The organism is Pseudescherichia vulneris (assembly GCF_902164725.1).
GTDB classification, from domain to species: Bacteria; Pseudomonadota; Gammaproteobacteria; order Enterobacterales; family Enterobacteriaceae; genus Pseudescherichia; species Pseudescherichia vulneris.
In genome coordinates, this window is the sequence record NZ_LR607338.1 from 1,613,648 (window position 1) to 1,616,315 (window position 2,668).

Sequence of the window (2,668 nt, forward strand, 5' to 3'; positions counted from 1 at the left end):
GATCTCACCAGTGAATTATGCTGCGGGCTGTGGCAGAAACGGGGAGGCAGGCTACAATGTCGAGGATACCTTTTTTGCCCGCATAGATCTTTCACGGTATCGCCATAACGAAAGCCGCACGATTGCTGTGGGAAGTACGAGCATGAAATCAGGGTGTTACAGATGAAAACCCTGTACATTGCGGGCTAAATTGTTTAGCGTCGTACCGTTTTAGAATATCCGGCAAAAGAAGCAACTGGCACAGATATGAATAGATTTAATGATAAAAGATTGACCGATATTGTGCTGGGAGAAGCCATTCTTGCTCTTTTGAGCGAAGGCGATCCCATAACGCCATACAGCCTGATGGAAAAACTTCAGCTTATGGCCGTCTCAGAAAAGATGGCGTTCAGAAAGCAGGCGTGTACCAACGCTGTCATTGAAGTGCAAAGCAGCCTTATGGCGCAATCCTCGGAGTACGGCAGCTTTCAGGCAGGCAGTGACTATCCTCCCAGCAGTAAGATGATCCACTGATAGCCTGAACGCGACGTCTATCCGCACTATCTTCCACAGGAAGTCCGCCGCAGGGATCATCGTACCCTGTCGGCGATGGCGCGTATGGCCATAGCGTAGTCCTGTTTACGCATGCCGTCAGCGGTCTGCTCTGCCTCATCCTGCAGAAACGCCATCATGTTTTGCGCCTGCAGCGGCTTACCGGTGTTTAGCATCTGTGATGCCATCTGTCCTATCAGCGCGTGAATATCGTCACTGCTCTCAAGCTGTAAATTTTCCAAAACGTTCACTCCGACCTTCCCTTTAAGGGATGGCGTTAATCAATTTCTGCCGTAGCGCGGCTACTCTAACCGTCAGGTCAGATAGCTCTTCAATTGGCGTATCCATCACGGAAATCATGTCTGCCGGGACGCCGGCGGCGCGGATCTTTAACGCCTCTCCCTGCTCGGTGAGCGAGATCAGAACCTTGCGCTCATCGCGGCCCACGTCACGCCGTCTGCTAATCAATCCCGACTCTTCAAGCCGCTTCAACAGTTGGCTCAGAGTGCCGGAGTCGAGCTGCACACGCGCACCAATCTCAGAGACCGTCACGTTATCCTTTTCCCATAGCGCCAGCAGAACCAGATACTGCGGATAGGTCAGCCCCAGCGGTTTCAGTCGCGACTGGTAGAGCTTGGTCATGGCCAGAGAAGCAGAGTAGAGGGCGAAACAGAGGAACTGATCCACTGTTACAGGGGCTTCGCTCTGTGGCGGCATACCACAGGCCTCGATTTTATCGTGTTCCATATCGTCACTATTTTTGTAGTCAGAGTTCGGTTTAGAAACAGCAAGCTAACCGTCTCGTTACATGGATGTAAATATTGATCTAAATACAATTGATGTCAATTTAATATCCTCTTTGTCGCCTTTAATTGTTATGTTATAACATACAAAAAATGACGCAGGGTGAGCAAAATGGCAGAAACAAGCATTCAAACAGGCGAAGGAAAAAGATTACCGGTCACCGTACTGTCCGGTTTTTTAGGCGCAGGAAAAACTACGCTGCTTAATCATATCCTGAATAACCGGGAGAGCAGGCGCGTCGCGGTGATCGTCAATGATATGTCCGAGGTCAATATTGATGCTGCGCTGGTCAGAGAGGGTGGAGCCGAGCTGTCACGCACCGACGAGAAACTGGTGGAGATGAGCAACGGCTGTATCTGCTGCACGCTGCGGGAGGATCTGCTGGTTGAGGTGAATCGCCTGGCGCGGGAGGGGCGGTTTGACCAGCTGGTGATCGAGTCCACCGGCATCGCGGAGCCGCTCCCGGTGGCGGAAACCTTTACCTTTGCCGATGATGAGGGGCGAAGCCTCGCGGACGTGGCGCGCCTCGATACCATGGTGACCGTTATAGATGCCTTTAACTTTCTTAACGACTACGGCTCGGAAGAGAGTATTCACTCCCGGGGAGAGTCGCTTGGAGAGGAGGATACCCGTAGCGTGGTGGATCTGCTGATCGAGCAGGTGGAGTTTTGTGATGTGCTGGTGATTAACAAAATCGATCTGATCGGCGACGAGCAGCAGCGCAGGCTGCTGGGCATGTTGCGCTCCCTCAACCCGGGAGCGAAAGTGGTGACCGCGCAGTTTGGCCAGGTGCCGCTCAGCGAGGTGTTGAATACCGGCCTGTTCGATTTCGCCAAAGCCGCCCAGTCGCCGGGCTGGCTCAAAGAGCTGCGCGGGGAGCATACCCCGGAGACGGAAGAGTATGGCATCACCAGCTTTGCCTATCGCGCCCGCCGTCCTTTCCATCCGGCCCGCTTTGCGCAGGTGATGGAGAACGAACTCACGGGCGTGGTGCGTTCGAAGGGCTACTTCTGGCTGGCCAGCCGACCAGAGTTTGCTGGCTCGTGGTCGCATGCGGGGGGCGTGGCGCGTCAGGGGCTGGCTGGCAGCTGGTGGGCAAGCATCCCTCGGGAGCGCTGGCCGGAAGATGAGGAGTCGTTGCAGTTTATTATGGCTAACTGGCTTGAGGGCGTCGGCGATGCACGTCAGGAGCTGGTGTTTATCGGCATGGAGATGGACGAGGTGCGGCTGCGGGCGCAGCTGGATGCGGCCCTGCTGACGGATCGGGAGATGGCCGAAGGCCCGCAGCGATGGACGCACTACGACGATCCCATCGACCCGTGGTTGGAGGAGG

4 protein-coding genes are annotated in these 2,668 nt (G+C 54.9%); 2 read left to right on the plus strand and 2 right to left on the minus strand.

Translation table 11 applies throughout. From position 1 onward, the window contains the following. Window positions 1-246 precede the first annotated feature (246 nt). Complete coding sequence (locus tag FN633_RS06705) at window positions 247-513, plus strand: hypothetical protein (protein WP_154057184.1); 267 nt, start codon at window positions 247-249, stop codon at window positions 511-513. 56 nt (window positions 514-569) lie between these two features. On the opposite strand, the gene FN633_RS06710 is transcribed toward FN633_RS06705, so the two are convergent. Then, entirely contained in the window at window positions 570-782 is a 213-nt protein-coding gene (locus FN633_RS06710; protein WP_154057185.1) for a hypothetical protein, read from the minus strand. Window positions 783-795: 13 nt separating this feature from the next. Then, on the minus strand, window positions 796-1,278 hold the full coding sequence (locus tag FN633_RS06715; protein ID WP_042392563.1) for a MarR family winged helix-turn-helix transcriptional regulator: 483 nt from the start codon (window positions 1,276-1,278) through the stop codon (window positions 796-798). A 168-nt stretch (window positions 1,279-1,446) separates the two neighbouring features. Here FN633_RS06715 and zigA point away from each other — a divergent pair. After that, window positions 1,447-2,668: zinc metallochaperone GTPase ZigA (gene zigA / locus FN633_RS06720; RefSeq protein ID WP_154058846.1), on the plus strand; the 1,222-nt coding region annotated here is incomplete at its 3' end.

Bases quoted from the DNA above. Each gene is read 5' to 3' on its own strand.
- FN633_RS06705 (WP_154057184.1), top strand. From the start codon at position 247: ATGAATAGATTTAATGATAAAAGATTGACCGATATTGTGCTGGGAGAA.
- FN633_RS06715 (WP_042392563.1), bottom strand. From the start codon at position 1,278: ATGGAACACGATAAAATCGAGGCCTGTGGTATGCCGCCACAGAGCGAA.